Consider the following 18,840-nt stretch of genomic DNA (forward strand, 5'->3'; position numbering starts at 1 on the left):
CCTTGCCCAGAAAACAGGCAAGTATAGAAAAGTATGACCAATATATTATGATATTCTTAATTTTTTTTTTATATAATTTCTTGTGTAATATTTTAAACCAGAACAATGATTAAAAAAATTGATAAAAAACTTTTGTTATTCGTTCTTGCTCTGCTTTTTATTTCTCCTAATCAAGGAAATACTTTTTTTTTAGATGGACTAATTGCAATTCCGGAGGATCTAAAATCATCTTTAGACCCTTTTTTAAAAGATTTGATGGATCCACTACAACTTATGAGAAAAAACAATCCTAAGGAACCTTTAAATGAAAAAGTGGAAGAAATAATAGAAATTATTAATGAAAAAGCAAAAACTCCTGATGATATAGAACAGATTCTATTAAAAATAAAAAACGAAAAAAAGAATATTTTTAAAATAATAGAAGAAAACAAGAAATATGAAAAAGTTAAAAAAAGTCTGCAAGATAAGGATGCGTTTTTCGATTTTTTTGATACATTAGGTGAGGGGGATTTCTTATCTGATCTTAATAGTTTTGTTGATTTTCTTAACGTAAGAGATCAAGATCAAGATACGAAAGAAATTTTAAAAGAGTTTGAAGATTTTAAAAAAGAATGTAAAAAAGTAAAAAAAAGCTTTCTTGAAGAAGGCGATTCAAAATCAGGTAGCAAGATAAAAAATCTTATTTTATCTATAAAAGTCCTTTCAAAAATTGAAAAAATTTATGAATCTAATCTTAAAAAACAAAAAAAAACAGAGCTACATGACAAAGCTGTGTGTTCGTGCTTCTCGTCAATTTTTTCAAAAAGAAAAGATCTTTCATTCAATGAAATCATAGAAGAAATTCGATATAAATACAAAATTGAAATTAAATTTGATGACATTTTAGAAAGCAAGTTTCATAAAAGCAAAGATATCTCTGAAGAAAAAGAAATGTTTGAGTTGTTTTTAAGACTTTCTGAAAATTCCTTTCCTGTGTACAAACCACAGCAGGATGATCTAATAAATTTACTTATTTGTTCTGTCTTAAGAGAAATACTCAGAGATAACCTTAATGCTGATGAAAAAAAAACACTAGCAAGACAATTAGAAAAAAATTTAAAATCGTCGAAATTAAATTCTTTTGATAAATTTTTTAGTCAAGAGTCTAATGAAGATATATCATTTTCAAATGAAGATATTAGCACCATTAAGACAGCTTTTTCTAACCAACTGGGATCCTTATTAAGAAATTCTATACAACACAAAAACCAGAATGCGAGCACCAACATAGAAAGATCTAAAAATATTATACAGGGAAAATATTGGCAGTTTATTTCTCGATTAATTCAGATCGAAGGAGTAAGATCTAATTTTTTAAAACAAACGTATAAAATTTTAGAAAAAATAAAAAATACTTTAGAGACGAGGGCCTCTTTTATAGGGAGGAATAAATTATCAAGGGACGAAAATAGCCTTGAAAAACAACAAGAAGAAATTAAAAATGCTTTTGACAGCGTGATATATTTGTTAAACAATGGAAAACCAGATAAATTAAAAAATGAAAAAAATATAATTGAAAATGCAGTAAAATCAGTTATTGAACAAACTACACAATTATTTACCCAAGAGATTGAAAAAAATGAAAAAAATATAGAACTAGTTAATAAAAAAATTGAATTATTGAAAATAGAAAAACAATCAAATCCAAATGAAGATGAAGAAGATTCTAGTAAAAAAATCACTAAAGAAAAAAACAAAGAAATAGATGCTATTAATTTGAATGTTAAAAAATTAAAACAAAATATTAGTTTTCTAGAAAAAAAACTAGTTATTAGCGAACAACACACAAAGCGTTTAGAAGATCGTAATGATCAATTAGAATCGTTAGTCAAGATTTATCTAGAGCAAGCAAAAGATTTAAAAAATGATAAGGAGGGTTTATTGAAAATGATTAAAACATTAAGAAAAAACTCGGACCTTTTATTAGAAGATTTTAAAAATTTAAAGTCAGAAATCGATTCTCTTAAAGTCTCTAGTTCTGAAAGTCAAGATCTGGCTAAAAGATTAAACAAAGAAAAGGAAGAATTAGAAATTAAATTAAAAGAATTTTCAAATAAAGAACAAGAAATTGAAAAAGAAAAAAGCCAATTAAAGAAAGAACTTTTAAAAACCAATCAAATGAATACAACATTAAAAAATAAATTACAAATTACAGAACAAGAACTTAAGAGAGAAAAAATTAATAGAGAAGATCTAGAAAGCGATCTTAAAACACAAATAACGCTTGTAACGGAAATGAAAATAAAAAAAGATGAGACTGATGAAAAATTGAATCAATTAGAACTGTTGAAACTGAGTGATAGAAAAAATCAAGAAAAAATAAAACAACTAAATGAAGAAAGCAAAGCGCTAAGTTTTGATATTGAAAAATTAAGTAAAGAAATAAAAATAAAAGAAGAAAAGTTGACTCAAAAAGACGAGCATTATCATAGTATTATAAGTCAAATGGAGGACGAAAATAAAAAAATATTGCTTGATATAAAAAAAGATTTTGCAGTGAAAGATCATACACTTCAAAAAATGCAACAATCTAATGTAGAGTTAGCAGAAAAAATACAGAATTTACAAAAAGAAAAAGATGATTTATTAATTGAAAAAAATTCATACAATGAAATATTAGAATTAAAAAACCAAGAATTAGAATTAATTAAAGAAGAAATGAAAAAAGCAATAATAGAAAACGATAAAAAAAAGGAGATTCAAATAAAAGAAATAATTCAAAAAAAAGAAGACGAGAAAACGCATTTATTAAAAAAAACAGATCATTTAAGCAAATATCAGGAAAAATTAATTCAAAAAAATTTAGAATTGGAAAATATCCTTGAAAAATCCCGTAAAAGTATACAAATATTAGAATATGACAACACATCATTAAAAAAAGAAAAAGAAAAAGTGCTGAAAAATTTTGAGTTATTAAAAGAAGCGTTACATAAACAAGAAATAATTTTTAAAGAACAATTTAGCGTTGTGCATAAAGAGAATCAAGAATTAAAAGAAAAAATAGAAGATCAAGAAAAAATACTTACTCAACTCAATGAACAAGTTAACACAGGTGGACAAATACTTCAACAAACTAAAGAACAGCTAGAGCAAGTATTAACAGAAAGAGATCAGTTATTGAAAGATAAAAAAGAATTAGAAGAACGTTTGAATATGTTAAAAAAAGATAAAATTAAATCAGAAGAAGGCCGTAAAATAGTAGAAGAAAAATTTAAAGAAAAGAATGAAATACTAGAAAAAAAATTAAATGAGAGTATACAAGTTTTAAAAGTACAGCAGATAATAGCAAAAGAATTTGAATCTACCTTGGTATTATTGAATCCCGAAAATAAAGAGCAAAAAAACAAAATAAAAGATCAAGAAAATAAATTAAAAAATCAAGAAAAAAAAATGAAAGAACTTGAGGAAAAAATAGAAGAAGATAAAAAAAAGAATTTATCGTTTTACAATTTTCTTTCCGATCAGAAAAAGCAGGAGATTCTTGAACAGATTAGAAGAGCGAGAACTTATGAAAAATCAATAGATCAATTAAATCTTGCGTTCGAAAATAGGAAAAATTATTTTGAATATAAAGAATTTATACCAGAGATATATTCAAAAGTATTAAGTTTTTCTGTTCCACTTTTCAAAAAATTAATAGGCGACCTGGGTTTGGTTTCAGACCTTTCCCCTCCAAAAAATATTTTAAAAAAAATGAATGAATTACTTAACGTTGTGGTTTTTCCATTGAAAAATCTAAAAACAAATTATCTAGAAGATCAAGAATTGAAAAAAATTTTGAGACATAGTTATTTTCAAGAATTTTTTGTAAAAATAGTTATAGATGATTTTTCTGATAATCTTGGAAGAAAAGAAGATTTTCTTCTTTCTAATATTTTTTCTTCCTCTTATCCCTTACAGTGGACAAATTGGGTATTAAACGTTACGTTGTTGAATGATGTTATGTTTTATTTGGAACCATTATCAAAGAATGATCCGTTATCTAACTATATTAAGATGTTTCGTTTTAGAGAGCTTTTAAAAGAAAAATATAATCAATTTTTATCTAGTGTTCCATTTAATCAAGAAAATAGTCATATTTTTTTAAAAGCTTTAAATTTAGTGGAAAATATCGGGGAAAGCTCTTTGGCAAAAGCTTTAATGGAAAAATACAATAAGTGGGCAAGCAGCTCTGCGTTTCCTGAGGACAAACTAAAGGATTCTTCAGTTATTGGGGGGGCTTTGAAAAGATCTTCATCAACAGCATCAACAGCATCAACCGATTCTGTACAGGATTCTTCAGTTATTGGGGGGGCTTTGAAAAGATCTTCATCAACAGCATCAACAGCATCAACCGATTCTGTACAGGATTCTTCAGTTATTGGGGAGGCTTTGAAAAGATCTTCATCAACAGCATCAACTGATTCTTTAGAAACTTCTGCAGCTGTCGATAGTTTGGAAAAAATAATACAAAAATTAACACAAATGCAAAATTTTTCTGGTTCATTCAAAGAATTAGAAATTTTATTGGACGAGACAGAAAATAAGATAATTAATGTTTTTAAAAATCGGGGAGGGGAAATAGAGAATATTTTTGGAAAATTGGGAAGAAAAAATTATGATCCGCTTTCTTGTATATATCTAAAATATTTAGATATATTAAAAGATATTTTGACGGACAAAAAAAAAGAAGGTATTAGAAATTCACTAATAAAAGTTGTTTCTATGGCACTAACAGAATTTCCAAAACCATCTTCCCATTTTACAAAAAAACCATATTTATCCGCTTCTAAAAGTGCAGTGCTTAAAAAATTTATTGAAAAGGTATATAAAGAACATATTATTCCCTTAATTCAAAAAAATGAAGAAAAATGGAAAAAAGAGAATTCTCAAGGCGCATTAAATTTTAAGCAAGTGGTGAAAGAATCAATTAACGTTCTAAGTGATTTTTTGGGTAACTCTATAAAAGATTTCTGGCCTGAAGGTTTCGATAATACTTTTCCCCAATCTGATGAAAAAAGTTCTGCTTCGATTAATAAACCTGCTGAACAGCAGAAATTTATTTCAAAACGAGTGCAAAGAGCAGAACAGACTTTTCGAGACGATATTATAGATTGGGTAAATAAATTAAAAGCTCCTAAAGTTAGTTTTTTTTCAGTAAAAAATATTAAAGAAAAATTTTCTCAAAGCGTTTCTGCACTTAAAGGTACAAAATATATTGATGAAAGAGATGAGGCAATCAACAAAGCTGAAAATAAAGCTCTTGGCGATTCGGGAAGTTATTATGGATTGGTAGACAGTTTATGCGAAGACGATACTCCAATTAATGCTGGGGTAGAACTATTAAAAAATTTAGATATTTTTGTTGAAGAACAGCTCGGAAATTTTAGGACGGCGCTTTTTTCCTCGAAGAATGCAATGGGAAAAATTTTTATGGATAGATTATTGCATTCTATAAAAGCTATGTATCGTGGGGTGGGAGCAGAATATAGATCATCCAAAGAGTATAAAAAAAATAGTCCATCTCTATATAAAAAAATGACTCAATTTTTTTTCAGTAGAATGATGAAAATTAATACAAGTGAACAAGAAAAATCTCGGAGACTGGATAGATATATTGAAAAAATTACATCTTTTTTATCAGAAGAATCAAAAAATTGCGAAACCTGTGAGAGCAGAGATGAAACTGAAAGCACTCAGAAAATTCGTGAAGAAAACTCTCAAAGAGTATTTTTCGCAGCTGTTAGTTTGCTTATAGAACCTTTTTTTGATAGACCAGATTTTATGGACATTTTGATAAAAACAGGATCTGAAAAAAGAATACTAGATACTTTTAAGAAAATATACAAAAAATATTGTATAAGTTTTGAATATCTTTCTGATTTAGAGAAAGGTTTTGGAAAAAATATTTTTGAGAGAACTGACAATAAATCAAACGGTTTTAATGAGTTATATCGGTTTTTAAAATATTCTAGAAAAGAAGCATACGCATACGCGGAATTTATTAGACGCAATATTCCAGGAAAATTTCCAAGCAATTTAAAACATCATGAAAGAGATCTAATATATTTTCACCCCGTATATGTTCCTTAAGAATATTTGCCATATCTTCGCAATCCCAAACGTTACTAGAACCAGTAGTCGAGAATTTTTTCTAGGCGCGAAAAAAATGGATGGAGAATATTTCCATCCATCCTTTAGACAGTGTCGTCACGGGATGTGCAACCAAAGGAAAAGGTTTTTTCTTGATTCCCTAAATTGTCTTTATCTTACCATCTGCAAAATTTTTTTACGTATTTATGATATTTTTAATTTTTTTTTATACAATTTATTATGAGTTACAGATTTTTAGAGTATAAAAATGATTAAAAAAATTAACAAAAACCTTTTTTTATTTTTGATTGCTACATTGGTATCACATCAAGGATATGCACCGCCAAATGAGCAGGATACTAATGAGAAGGATAAAAATGAGAAAGATACTATGGAAATTTTAAAAGCAATTCAGAGTGCTAAAACTCCCCAAGAATCTATGAGTCATATGGATGAGGCATATAACATTAATTATGCGGAAAACAAAAAGTTTATGCCATTAATATATTCAAAGCTATTAAGTTTTTTTGTTCCAGTTTTTAAAAAATTGGTAAATGATTTAGGATTGCTTAAAATTGAACATGCTGAAAGTGAACAAGAAAAAAAAGAAATTCAAGATAAAAGTGAAAAAATTCAAAAACAAATAAAAGAAGTATTTGTAAACATATTGAATTGTGTCGATTCTCTTAAATATCGCACTCAAGATGTCACCTTAATAAAAGAGTTGAAAAGTATTTATTTTCAAAACTTTTTTTCAAAAATAGCAATAAATTACGATGATGATTATAGCAACAAAAAGATACCTCCTGCTATTTTCTCTCTGTCTTATCCGTTATCGTGGACAAATTTAATCTTAAGCTTTTTGTTGATAGATTCTGATTTTAAGAACATATGGGATGATGATAAAGAATCATTATCTGACTTTATTTTACCAATGCATATGGAGAATTTTAAAAATTTTATAAAAAATAAATACGATGATTTTTTTTCTAGCTTTCCATTTAATTCTGAAAATGAGAAGAATTTTTTAAAAAACATATCTTTTTTGAAAAGAATTGGTGATAGTAATTTTGTAAAAAAAATAGATGAAAAATACAAAAGATGGGTAAAAAGCGAAAACAATGAATTTCACAAAGATCGCAATGAATTTGAGTTACAAAAATTACCTGAAGAGGAAGATCCATTTGAATCACAAAAATTGCCTGAAGAGGAAGATGCATTCATAACCCAACTAGAAAAGGAAGTAAAACAGGATGAACTATCTTCCGAAAGTATCCAAAAGATTGCTAAAGAAAATGATAATGTTCCTTACAAAATTTTAGGAAATTTTACCAATAGGAGTCTCCCAGACGTAACCTCTGCTTTGAAAGTCTTAACCAGAGAAGGTAGCTCTTATTTTCATGCAAGCGAAGCAAAAGTGCTGTTAAAAAATTTCTTCTATCGATTAAAAAATTTAGAAGACTTAAAACTGCAAAATTATTTGAAAAAGATTTACATGATTTTCGTTTTAAAAGAAATAAAACAAATAAAAAAAGACAAAAAATTAAGTGAACACTTATATCAATCCATCCATATCTTATTTCATGGATTTTTCTCAGAAGAAGATAATTTCTCATTTCTATTTGAATCTAAAGATAAAAGGATGCTATTAAGTAAATTGATGGTTAATAAATTTGGAAACGCTTTAAAATGGAAAAATTTATTCATGGCTCCAACTTATAATATGTTGAATCTTAAATTATTATTAATGTCGATACAAAATATAATACAACCTTTTGAAGAGTTTAAAAAGTTGAATTCTACTTTAGAAAGTATAATTTTAGAACAAATAAAACAAATAAAAAAAATTGAAACTCGCCATGAATCATGGAAAGATACAGAAAATACGTTAATTGATATTTTAAAAAATTTAGACATACATGGGGTAATACCAAAAAATTTCGAAAAAATCGTCGAAAACGACATAAGTAATATATATACAAAATACGTAATGGAGTTAATGAAGGATCAAAAACCAGAAATAGAACATTCATTGCAAAAAATTTCTGGTTACATTATAAATATAAAAGGAGAAGAGATAAAACACAGTCCGCAATTCAATAGAATTATGCAAGCTGTTTTTAAAAAAGTGTATAGAGAAATTATTCAAGAATTGAAATCATCAAACTTCAAAGAATCCTTATATGGAGGAGAGAAATTTTTAGCAAAAGAATTTTTAAAAATGGGCGGCAACATTTTTAAGGATGTTTCGCCTGACTTTGCAAAAGAACTTGCAAAGGGGGTTCCGGATGAACTTTTACCTGAAAATAATAATTTCAATGTCAATGCACAGAAGAAAAAGTCTTTCATGGAGACTCGCTATTTTTAAAAAATTTTTAGGAAGTGGATTTTTTATCCAAACTTTTTTTATTCAGAATTGATATTATGGAACAATTGGGTGGAAAATTATTTACATCCTTTTGTTTACAAAATTTGTAAAAAATTAAAACAATTTTCTTATAATTGTATTACGTGAAAAAACATCTAAAGAACCTATGATTAGAACAAAAAAAAAAAAGTTATTTATTTATGTATGTGTTTTTGAAATTTTTTTTTCAAGTAAATGCGCTTTAGCGTTCCCAGGAGAAACTCCTGTGGTACGCGATGTCGGTCAAAGTGAAATAATACTTCCTCAAAAGAAATCTTTAATAAAGTTTACAGAACTAGGAAAATCTAAATCATTAGTTCCGTCTGGTAAAGAAAAATCTCCAGCAGGTCAAAAACTTAGAAACGAGTTAGAGTTAAGACTTCAGGAAATAATTAATAATCCCAAAACAGCAGAAAAAATTTATGTAGAATTTTTGAGACCAATTTTTAAAAGCATGAGTGAAAAAATTCTGTACTACATTAGACAACGCCACGAAGAATTAAAGTTTACTCCTCCTGCAAATCCTCAACAAGTAATTCAACCTGGGCGTCTTCCTTTAGTTTCTGACCCCCTTGCTTCTGATAATACACAAGAAATCGATAAATTAATTTATGGCTTAATAAAAGAGATACCAGTGCTTGTAGAGGAAATAAATAAAAATCAACAAAATAAAAATTTTATCCCACAATTAAATAACAATCAAAATCCGGACATTTCTTTAAAATTTTTAAACATTATTAGTGCGATTGAACGTATTACTCAAAAAAATATTTCTCAACTTCCTTTTGATTCAAAAATAAAAATGTTAAAGGAATTAAGAGAAGTTATTCCTCAAAATGAAGTTATTCCTCAAAATATTTATCAACAAAAATTACAATTTAAACAAAAACTAAACGAAATCGTTGATAAATTTTTGTCCTCCCAAACTCCCCATAAAATGTTTTAGATTTGACACAGCGTTATTTCAGGATTGATCAATTCTTCCACTCTAATCGTCTAGAGATTCCGTCAGTAAAGTTTTCTGTTTCAAGCGGGATGTAGGGAAGTGTTCCTGAAATATACCCTTCTAAAGTTTTCCATTGATTTTGAATATAGTCTTCTAGGTGTTCAAGTACTTTTGCGCTTATACACTGAAATCCGTGAGACAAGGAAAGGTGGAACCACTGCACCTTTTGAATGGGAAAAGTATCAGGCACCCCCTTAAATCCGTTATTTTTCAATATCCAAGCCAACCACCATAATTGGCTGCTAACACCATCATCTTGAATAGTTTTGGGCAGAACACCTGTTTTGTAATCAATGATGATGCCCCCTTCCCTTTTATAGTCAATGCGATCTGCTTGAGCTACAAGCACTACAGACCCAAAAGCGGTGTTGACCTCTTTGCGCCCCTTTGCTTCTATAAAAGAAGTAAAAAAATTTTTTCTGCTTTCTAATTCATATTCAAAAAAACCTTCAAAACATCGCAGTATCTGAGTTCTGATCATTCTATTAGAGTATTGAGGAAATAACATTTCTTCGATTAACTGCATTAAGTGAAATTTCAGTACAGATTCTAAAAAAGAAACATTTCCTGGGCAACGTCGCATCCACTGTTCTAGTAATCGATGAAATAAAATACCCAATGAAGTGCCTGCTTCTTTTTGAAGGGGAGCCAAAGGATAAATTCCCAAGATGCGTTTTAAATAAAATCCATAAGGATTATTGTAGAGTAAAACCATATCGCTTACGGAAAGAATTTTTGGCTTTATTTGTGAACATAAAACACGAGGTTTATCACAAGAAGGGACGAAATAAGGAAAATTTTTAAAATTTTCTAAAACAGGACTATATGATATACCTTGTAAACGCAGCAAAAATCTAGAAGGGTCCCCACTATTTTTAGAGCGAATAAAAATTATCTCAGGTGCATTTAAACAAGATAAAAAATTCCTGGCGGCCATTCCAATTTGCCAACTGGAGGGGGGAAATTTTAAATGCTCTTGCAATCCAGAAGGCAGTAAAGAGTTAGTAGTAATGCCTCTTGGCCATCCTCCTTCGTATAAACTGGTCAAAATGCATACATCATAACTTGGTGCTAACAATCGCGCTTCTTTTGGACCACAAAGGTATAAAAGTGTCTCACAAGAATCATTAAGGTGTTCTGGAGAGGACAAAAAATAATTTTGAAAAAGATGATTAAGTAAAACTCCTACTTCTGCTGCGTTCAGTGCCTCATAAGCAAAAGCATTATTTATCAATTCATTCAGCGCTTCTTTTACTTTTTTTCCAGACTCTTTCCAAAGCCAATCCTTTAATACGCCTTCAAGCGCTTGATTTAAAGTGTTTAGCCATAATTCTAATGAATAGCGTTGTAAAGAATTTATCATAGAAGAAAGTGACGAAAAAAAAGAATGAAAACTTTTTATAATGCGCTCTGCAATGCGCGGATATGGGGTATGTTGTCCGTGACGATTTAGCCATTCCCATAAGTTTTCTGGTAGAGGATTTCCTCTAAAATATCGGTTTTCAAGAAAACACATCCACTGAAAAAGGCCTGGGTAACGCCCTTTCCAAGTATTATGTTTTAAAAAGTCTGAAGCAGAAAAGAAAGACCACTTTTTTTCTATACACTGCCATAAACACAAAATAAAATGCGCACTGGTATGATGAATTAGGCATAACGATCCTTGCCATTGAATCGGGATTCCTTCGTTTTCTAGCAAAATAGATACTCCTTGAGCTAAAACAGGATCAGGGGTTGCACATAATGCTGACTTCCCCTTTTTGTAGCACGTTATCAAACATTGTGCTACTTGATACGCTTCTTCCATGGGGGTTGTCACAGTATAATAGTGCAGCGTGTTTTTGATAGGTACTGTCAAGAAATTTCCGTGATAAGAAGCTAAAAAAGCATCTTGAGCATCAGGAAAAGACGAAATCTTCTTTGATTTTTTTTTTATATTAGCGCTTTTAAAATACTCATCACAAATAATAACAATGTCGTCATAGTTAAGATTTAAATCTAAAAGCGTTTTTTGAAATCCGTACAAAGGATGAAATGCAGAAAGGGAATCTTGTGAAGTTTGGCTTGGGTTGGGAGCATAAGGAAACAAAATCCACCCTTGGGGGTATTTCTTTAATTGTTTCATCATCTCTCGTGTAAACGGAAGTGTTCCTTGAGCCCCCATAAGTACCGTTGGGTCTTTTAATTCATCAAAACGATCAAGAAAATGTTCATAAACAGATTCACGAGGAGGATTTTTTTTTTTCAAAAAATCTGGCCATAGCTCTGAAATATACCGCAGTAAGTGCAGGGTTGAACACTCATACTGAGAAAAAAACTCCTCTTGTACTTCATAAAGTTTATGCCACGAAGTTTCATACATCAAACTTTGTTCCCATAGCAATAATGCGTCTTGTGCTATCATTATGCGACGTTCTAAAGGGATATCAGGTATAACAGGAGTTAAAAAAGAAAGCATCCACCCTAATTTTCTTTCAAAAGGAAGTGAATCATTTTTAGATACTGAGTAAATTTTGGGAAGACATTCTTCAGCACTATCGTGAGTAAAAAAAGCACGCCGCAAAAAAGGGATGCATCGCGTATAGGGAACATAAATTTTCCATCTTGATAGAGGAATATTAAGAAAATTGGACTGGTATTCTATCCAACGAACAGTTAAAGCAAACAGATTTTCTTTTTTAGCGCTCATCATTGCAAAATGTCGCATAAAAAGGGCTCCTGAAATTCTATGGTTTAATCATACGGTATGGGAGAAAAAATTTCACTATGGTTTTTTTCTCCTTCATGACATTTTGTAATATTTAGTATATAATTTCTTAAGAATAAAATAGGCGGCAAGCGCACGTGAAATTCTGGGAATGCCCGCAAAGAGGAACTCTTATCAAGCGGTATAAAAGATTTTTTGTTGATGTAGAGCTAGAAACGGGAACATGCGTTATGGCACATTGTGTTAATACTGGTGCAATGTTAGGATTAACAGAGCCAGGATCCAAGGTTTGGGTATGTCCCAAAAAACCCCAATCTTTAGGAAAGCTTCCTTTTGTCTGGATGATGGAAGAGGTAAAAGAGGGACACCAAGCAAAGCCGATCTTAGTGGGAACAAATACCGCTATTCCCAGTATGCTTGTAAAAGAGGCGTTAACAGAAAAACGATTTCCGCAGTGGTCTGACATAAAAAGTTTCAAAAGCGAGCCTTGCTTGGGAGAATCTCGTTTAGACTTTTTGCTTACCTTTGAACATTCTTTGGTATGGATTGAGGTAAAGAATGTACATTTAAAGCACAATACCGTTGCTTTGTTTCCAGATTGCGTAACCCAAAGAGGAACAAAACATCTGCGCTTATTAACAGCACTTGCACAACAAGGCAAGACTGCAGTGATGCTTTATGTCGTTCAACGTAATGACTGTTCTGTCTTTCAAATAGCAGGATATCTTGATGCAGAATACGGAAAGGCTTTTGAAGCAGCGCATCAGGCAGGTGTAGTCATGCTGGCTTATGGGTGTGAGATGTCTCTGCAAGGCATTACTATTCAATCTTGCCCCTTAGAAGTTCAAGGTGTGTGTTGGGCGCCATTTTAGGGGTAGAATTTTAATGCTCTCTTAGATTTTTTTACAACACGTATAAATAAGGTTTAACTCATTTCAAAAAGGTTTGTGATGTATCTTTTTTCTCCTTTATTAGAATCTTTGTTGATTCATCCTTTTCTGCAACGTGCAGTAATTTTGTGTTTTTTATCTTCTATTTTGTGTGCGTTAATGGGGGCAGTCTTAATGTCAGGAAAAACTGCGTTTTTAGGAGACGCCCTTTCCCATGGAATGTTACCAGGCATCACGCTAGGAACACGCATGGATGGGCCTTGGTGGATAGTAAGTCTTATGGGAGCAGTCTCAGGAATTATTTTAACAACTATCACTCTATGGACATCTCGCCATCGCGCATTAGACGTAAACAGCAGTATAGCAGGAATTTATTTATTGGCTATTGCAATTAGTATGTTTTTTGGAGGAAGCGAAGATTTAATGCACGCTTTTTTTGGATCTATTTTTATTGTTCCGCAGAGCTATGTTTTTGTTCTTACGCTGTGTACTCTAGGATCTGGGATTTTTTGTTATTATTTTTGGGACAATTTAAAAACTCACAGTTTTGATTCTGAATTTGCATACAGAACTTACCCTAAAATGCGGTGGATTTATCGAGGATGGATTGCTTTATTTGTGTTGAATGCCGCCATTCAATTTCAAGGAATGGGAGCGCTTGTCGTCTTAGGACTAACTATTTTGCCGTTTTTAAGCTTTTACGTTTCTGGAACTCACCTTAAACATATTTTTTGGAAATCTGTGCTTTGGAATATGTGTGCCACATTGTCTTCTCTTTTTTTTTCGTGCTATAAGGATTGGCCTTACGGTCCTACGTTGTTGATAGTCTTAGGAATAGGGTATGCGGGGTCATTAATTTATAGCAGAATTAAACTTCCGCATTTATGGCGTGTTTTGGTGATATTCTTTGTTTCCTTTGATTTGTATGCATACCGTCCATACATCGTCACATCTTCTTTTTTATTAAAACATATAACAGAAAAATTAGCCCCAAAAGAGTGTCTTATTGAAACAATTTCAGAAAATGATTACACCTCTCCTTGCCATTGCAGTTCTCTTCATCATTTTCCGTGTAGCGCAAAAAGCATTAAAAAATTAACTAAGGCGGACCTTGTTATTCTTCACGGAAAGGGGGTGGATATGCAGTGGTTTTCTACTTTAAATGCTTTAAAAATAAAAGCAAAAATCTTGGTCCTTTCAGAAAAAATAAAACTTAAAAAAATTAAAATTTTAGAAAAAAATCCAATACAAAAAGAAATTTCTAGAACGACTTTCACAGACCTTATTTCAGATGGTCATTTATGGCACGATCCCTATTATGTCATTCAGTACGTTACCATCATAACTGAAGCATTGCTTAAAATATACCCAAACAAAAGCATTCAAAGCCGTGCGGCTATTTATATCCGTGATCTTAACGATTTAGATGTTTGGATCCAAAACCAATGGAAAGGAAGAAAAAAACTTTCAGGGCTAGTTTTTCACAACTCTATGCCCTATTACCAAAATCGCTATGGAGTTACCTTGTATGCTCTTCCTGAGGCAAGCCATCATCAAGGAAATTACTTAATGCATTTGACAAAATTAAAAATTTGCGCAATTTTTCCAGAACAAAGCCATAGTTCTGAGGGCGCAGAGCAATTAGCAAAAGATCTAAAAATAAAATTAGCAAGTTCGTTGTGCATCGATGATATTCCTTTTGGAAAAACTTACTGCGACGTTATGAAAAGTAATACCGAAATTTTGTGTGATGCGCTGATACAAAACGAAGAAGAAAAGAGCATCTATTCAAAATCAAAAAAATAATAAAAGTTTACCTCCTTAGAGAGCAGTGTGGTTGTCTAAGGTAAAGTTTGTAGACAAAAAAAATAAAATGAGTTATAATCGGAATCAATTTATTGCTATGGTGCATTGATGAAGGTCGTTACACGTTTTGCTCCCTCTCCTACTGGATGGCTTCATTTAGGATCTGCTCGTACAGCGTTATTTAATTATTTGTACGCCAGAAAACATGCAGGGAGCTTTTTCTTACGTATTGAAGATACGGATTTGCAACGATCTACTCCTCAAGCGGTGCAGCAAATTTTTGATGCTCTACGTTGGTTGCGTTTAGACTGGGATGAGCCCGTAGTTTTTCAGTCTAAGCGCCAACATCGCCATAGAGAAATAGGCCAGGTGCTTTTTCAAAATGATTCGGCGTATTGGTGTCATTGCACTCAAGAGCGTCTTCAAAATCTTCGAGAAACAGCAAGGATACAAGGAAAGGTTATAGGGTACGATCGCCATTGTAGAGAAAAAAATCTTCCTGAAGTGCCTGGGGTGTCTGTTTTAAGGCTTAGAGCACCGTTAACGGGGGGAGTGCATCTTAATGATCATCTAAAAGGAGCGCTTTACTTACAGTGTGATGCCTTAGATGATATGGTGTTGTTGCGATGTGACGGTTCTGCTACTTACATGTTGGCTGTAGTTGTAGATGATCACGATATGGGGATTACCCACATCATTCGTGGAGACGATCATCTTACAAACGCTTTTCGGCAAGCAAATTTGTATCATGCTTTGGGGTGGAATTTGCCAGAAATGACGCATATTCCTTTAATTCATGGCGCAGACGGAGCAAAATTATCTAAACGACATGGCGCTGCAGACGTTCAGTATTACAAAATTCATGGATTTTTACCAGAAGCAGTAGAAAGCGTTTTGTTACGTTTAGGGTGGGCTTATGGAAATGAAGAAAAAATTTCTAGAGAAAATGCACTGAAATGGTTTGATTTTTCTGGGTTGTCGCCCTCCCCTGGCAGATTTGATGAAGAAAAATTAATAGATCTCAATAAATTTTATATCTGTCAGTATTCTCCAGAAAAACTTTGGGAAGTCTTGGAAATGCAAGGAGACAAAGCCCGAGGGATAAAGGTCATGTCTGAATTACAAAAACGCGCAAAGACTTTGATAGATCTGAAAGAGCATCTAAGTTTGTACGTTCAAGAGGAAGTCCCTGGTATTTCTTTAGATGCGCTAAAAGAGATTACTCCAGAATTTTTTGAATATTTAAAAACTTTTTCCCAGGCATTGAAAAACGATGATGGAGATATGGAAAGTTTTTTGAAAGATTTTGTGAAAAAACGAGAAATAAAATTATCAGATTTTGGAAAAAGTCTTCGTATAGTTCTTTTGGGAAGGACTTCTTCTGTAGGATTGTATCATATGCTAGATGTTTTGGGGCCGTCTTGGATTCAAACTCGCATTCAAAGCGCTGTAAAAATTCATGAAGATGCAAAAAACTTTGCTTAATGCGCAAAGGTAAAATTTTTTTTTCTTTTTTGAATTTTAAAAGCAAGGGGATTCCAAGAACAATTTTTAGTTAAAGTGCGTTTGCTAGAATTGCACAAGGAACTATGTTAAAATATAGATCTGCAGGTTATTGGAAAATTATTTATGACCCATCATACAACTCACGCACTACAAAATGCCATTGCACAAATTGAAAAAGCTTTTGGTAAAGGGTCGGTGCTGTGCTTGGAGCAAGAAGCAGCCGAGCAAGTCGAAGTCGTATCTACTGGATCTTTGGGGTTAGATTTAGCTTTAGGTATTGGGGGACTTCCCTTGGGGCGTATTATCGAAATTTACGGTCCAGAAAGCTCTGGTAAGACAACGCTTTCGATGCACGTCATTGCAGAAGCGCAAAAACAATCAGGAATTTGTGCTTTTATTGATGTTGAGCACGCTTTTGACAAACAATACGCGCGAAAACTTGGGATTCAGCCTGAAAATTTATACATTTCTCAACCCGATACTGGAGAGCAAGCTCTGGAAATTGCAGATTATTTTGTGCGTTCTGGGGCGATTAAAGTTTTGGTTATTGACAGTGTTGCAGCTTTGGTTCCCAAAGCAGAACTGGAAGGAGACATGGGAGACTCTCACATGGGGTTGCAGGCGCGTTTAATGAGTCAAGCGCTCAGAAAATTAACGTCCTCTATTTCGCGCTCTAATATTATTGTTATTTTCATCAATCAGGTGCGTCAGAAAATTGGTGTTATGTACGGGAATCCAGAGACTACTACGGGGGGAAATGCACTAAAATTTTATGCATCTGTTCGATTAGACATTCGTCGCATTGGATCGATCAAAGGGAAAGGAAACGAAGAAATTAGAGGGAACCAAGTAAGGGTAAAAGTAGTAAAAAACAAGTTAGCCCCGCCTTTTCGTGAGGTGACCTTTGATATCTTGTATGGGCAGGGAATTTCTAAAGTTTCTGAACTTATCGATTTTGGTGTGCGTCTTGATTTAATCGCAAAGTCTGGTTCTTGGTATTCCTATCAATCAGAAAAACTAGGGCAAGGAAAAGAATCCGCGGAAGCCTATCTTTTAAAAAACCCAGAAAAAATGGAAGAACTAGAAAAAGCAATTCGTGCAGCAGTTCGTCCCAAAACTGATTTTTTTGATTGGTCTACTTCTGTAGGTGAGGAAAAGGTAGATTCCTTTAAAGACGAGGAAAAAGAAGAAAATCTTTTGAAAGAAGACGCTTGATTTTAATCATTGCATATGCGACTTTATCAAAATCGGTAATAAGGAACTTAGTAAAGTCGCAAAAAAAAATAAAATTTTGTTTATGTACTGGTAAAGAAAGATGACTGAATAAAATTAATAATTTTTCTTATGAAAAGATTTCTGACAGAAGAAGATCGTGTTGCGTTACGAACGCAGCATCGGCAAGAAAAGAACCGACGCGTAGAAGATAGAATTAAGGCAGTTTTGTTATCCGAAAAAGGGGGGAGCTATTCGTCAAATCGCTAAAGCTCTTCTGATTGACGATCGTAGAGGAGTATAAGGAAGATCAAAAGTTGAATGTTTCACAAACAGCAGAACTTATCGCGCATTTGGAAAGCCACAACGTATATGAAAGTAAGCGATATCTGAGCTTATGTTCTTGAACCCTGTGTGGCTGCGCTCCCATAATTTTTCATTTAAAATCCAGCGGTGCGGTATGCAAATCCAACCAAGCAGGAAGCGTTTATTCATTATTACGAGACGGTGATGACAACACCGCCGAAGAATGAATCCATCCTGTTTGATGATGGCATGCCCCCCCACCATGGAAACGAAAATCACCTGTCAGGCACCCCCCAAGACGAGCCTACACGCATGAACCTTATGGGAAGGCACATGCGCCTTACAAGTGGTATCCTTCAAAACCTTGAAAGAGCCATTATGAAGACGTTTTTTGATCAGCTGAAAGACGCTTATCCAAAGGCGCCGTTCTACCTGATCTTTGATCAAGGACTCTACAAGCAAAGATACCTAAAAAGTAGCGAAAGAAAGGGGGGATTGAGGTGCATTATTTGTGCCCTCTCTAGCCCCCTTCCCCCATCGAAGAACATGTTAATCAATTTTTTGTCTCTGCCAAAAAGTTTTGCAAGAGTATGTTGTATTTTTTTGACCAAACCTGGGACAACATCACCATGGATCTTATCGACCTCGTCAATGACAACTTTCAACGCATTATTCCAACACTTTCAGTTTGATTTTGTATAAAAAGCAGAGACAGAAGAAAGCTTTAGAAGATTAACCGGGGTCAAAAAGTCAACTTTTGAGAAAATGGCCCAGATCTTAAGGTTAGCTGAAGGTGAGCAAAAATCTAAGTAATTCCCCCCCAATACGCTAGGGGGCAAGGATCGCTTACTGATAACCTTAGAATATTTAAGAGAATACCGGAAATACT

The 18,840-nt window shown here is 32.5% G+C and carries 10 protein-coding genes; 9 read left to right on the top strand and 1 reads right to left on the bottom strand.

Features of this window, described 5'->3' with window-relative positions; translation table 11 throughout:
* The first annotated feature begins 105 nt into the window (after nucleotides 1-105).
* The 3 genes from K737_RS01505 to K737_RS01515 all read left to right on the top strand — a co-directional run bounded on the left by K737_RS01505 (nucleotide 106) and on the right by K737_RS01515 (nucleotide 9,464).
* A complete protein-coding gene (locus K737_RS01505; RefSeq protein ID WP_023492121.1) occupies nucleotides 106-6,111 on the top strand; it encodes a coiled-coil domain-containing protein in 6,006 nt (2,001 codons plus the stop codon).
* A gap of 268 nt (nucleotides 6,112-6,379) precedes the next feature.
* Nucleotides 6,380-8,479, top strand: a complete 2,100-nt coding sequence (locus tag K737_RS01510) for a hypothetical protein (RefSeq protein ID WP_006288112.1) — start codon at nucleotides 6,380-6,382, stop codon at nucleotides 8,477-8,479.
* A 166-nt stretch (nucleotides 8,480-8,645) separates the two neighbouring features.
* On the top strand, nucleotides 8,646-9,464 hold the full coding sequence (locus K737_RS01515; RefSeq protein WP_023492120.1) for a hypothetical protein: 819 nt from the start codon (nucleotides 8,646-8,648) through the stop codon (nucleotides 9,462-9,464).
* Between the two features lie 28 nt (nucleotides 9,465-9,492).
* On the opposite strand, the gene K737_RS01520 is transcribed toward K737_RS01515, so the two are convergent.
* Nucleotides 9,493-12,231: a PD-(D/E)XK nuclease family protein gene (locus K737_RS01520; protein ID WP_006302095.1), complete on the bottom strand. Its 2,739-nt coding sequence runs from the start codon at nucleotides 12,229-12,231 to the stop codon at nucleotides 9,493-9,495.
* Between the two features lie 137 nt (nucleotides 12,232-12,368).
* Here K737_RS01520 and sfsA point away from each other — a divergent pair, with 137 nt between their 5' ends.
* The 6 genes from sfsA (at nucleotide 12,369) to K737_RS09925 (ending at nucleotide 18,653) form a co-directional block, all read left to right on the top strand.
* The gene (gene sfsA, locus K737_RS01525) at nucleotides 12,369-13,103 is read left to right on the top strand and encodes a DNA/RNA nuclease SfsA (RefSeq protein ID WP_006302096.1); all 735 of its coding nucleotides are present in this window, start codon (nucleotides 12,369-12,371) and stop codon (nucleotides 13,101-13,103) included.
* A gap of 78 nt (nucleotides 13,104-13,181) precedes the next feature.
* Complete coding sequence (locus tag K737_RS01530) at nucleotides 13,182-14,927, top strand: metal ABC transporter solute-binding protein, Zn/Mn family (RefSeq protein WP_023492119.1); 1,746 nt, start codon at nucleotides 13,182-13,184, stop codon at nucleotides 14,925-14,927.
* A gap of 108 nt (nucleotides 14,928-15,035) precedes the next feature.
* Entirely contained in the window at nucleotides 15,036-16,412 is a 1,377-nt protein-coding gene (gene gltX, locus K737_RS01535; RefSeq protein ID WP_006302098.1) for a glutamate--tRNA ligase, read from the top strand.
* A gap of 144 nt (nucleotides 16,413-16,556) precedes the next feature.
* The gene (gene recA / locus K737_RS01540; RefSeq protein WP_006302099.1) at nucleotides 16,557-17,648 is read left to right on the top strand and encodes a recombinase RecA; all 1,092 of its coding nucleotides are present in this window, start codon (nucleotides 16,557-16,559) and stop codon (nucleotides 17,646-17,648) included.
* A gap of 129 nt (nucleotides 17,649-17,777) precedes the next feature.
* Nucleotides 17,778-17,915, top strand: a complete 138-nt coding sequence (locus tag K737_RS10330) for a hypothetical protein (RefSeq protein WP_023492116.1) — start codon at nucleotides 17,778-17,780, stop codon at nucleotides 17,913-17,915.
* A gap of 183 nt (nucleotides 17,916-18,098) precedes the next feature.
* On the top strand, nucleotides 18,099-18,653 hold the full coding sequence (locus K737_RS09925) for a hypothetical protein (protein ID WP_023492115.1): 555 nt from the start codon (nucleotides 18,099-18,101) through the stop codon (nucleotides 18,651-18,653).
* Nucleotides 18,654-18,840 lie beyond the last annotated feature (187 nt).

The sequence above is a fragment of the Holospora undulata HU1 genome (assembly GCF_000388175.3).
Lineage (GTDB): Bacteria > Pseudomonadota > Alphaproteobacteria > Holosporales > Holosporaceae > Holospora > Holospora undulata_A.